The following is a 775-nucleotide window of genomic DNA, read 5'->3' on the forward strand; positions in this document are numbered from 1 at the left end:
GCAGAACATAAAATACTTGAAGAAGATTTAGGCATAGATGTATATTTCTGTGACCCACATTCACCCTGGCAAAAAGGCACATGCGAAAATATGAATGGTTTAATTAGGCAATATTTACCTAAAGGGATTGATTTAAATCAGGCAGATCAGCATTATTTAAATCAAGTTGCCATGTCACTGAATACTCGTCCTAGAAAAGCGTTAGATTGGCTTACACCATTAGAGAAATTTGCTCAGCTTGTTGATTATCATAAGACTTTTCAAACTGTCGCACCTCATGTTTGAATTCGCCGTTTTTATTATTACATTCATTACGACTATCTTTATTTTTCTATTTTTAAGATTTTTTTATCTTCAAGATCAAGCTTTAGACAAGACATGGCAGAGTAAAACTTGAAGTGCGACATAAACCACCTAATTAATTTAAAGGGTTTATGGAGTATATAAAATTGTCATACCATCATCTTAACTTTGAAGATCGTACTGCATTAATGCTTGAGTCAAGAAAAGAAGGCTTTTCAGCCAGAAAATTTGCTGAACTCATTAAAAGACATCCTAGTACGATCTATCGTGAGCTTAAAAGAAATAGCATCAATGACGTTTATCAAGCTCGATATGCTTCTGATAACACCTTCGCTAGACGTAGACGTGGTCACAGAAAACTCAAAATCGATTCAATCCTCTGGAAATTTATTGTTGAAGCGATCCGTTGTTTATGGTCTCCTCAGCAAATAGCAAAGCGTTTAAAGACATTTCCTGATTTGGATCAAACAAT

Annotated in this window: 2 protein-coding genes; both read left to right on the top strand. The window is 34.6% G+C overall.

The window, feature by feature from the left end:
* On the top strand, positions 1–285 hold a 285-nt coding region (locus tag J502_RS16790), incomplete at its 5' end, for an IS30 family transposase (protein WP_121980293.1).
* A 149-nt stretch (positions 286–434) separates the two neighbouring features.
* On the top strand, positions 435–775 hold a 341-nt coding region (locus tag J502_RS16150; protein ID WP_032069730.1), incomplete at its 3' end, for a helix-turn-helix domain-containing protein.

Source organism: Acinetobacter sp. 1294596 (assembly GCF_000582925.1).
Lineage (GTDB): Bacteria > Pseudomonadota > Gammaproteobacteria > Pseudomonadales > Moraxellaceae > Acinetobacter > Acinetobacter radioresistens.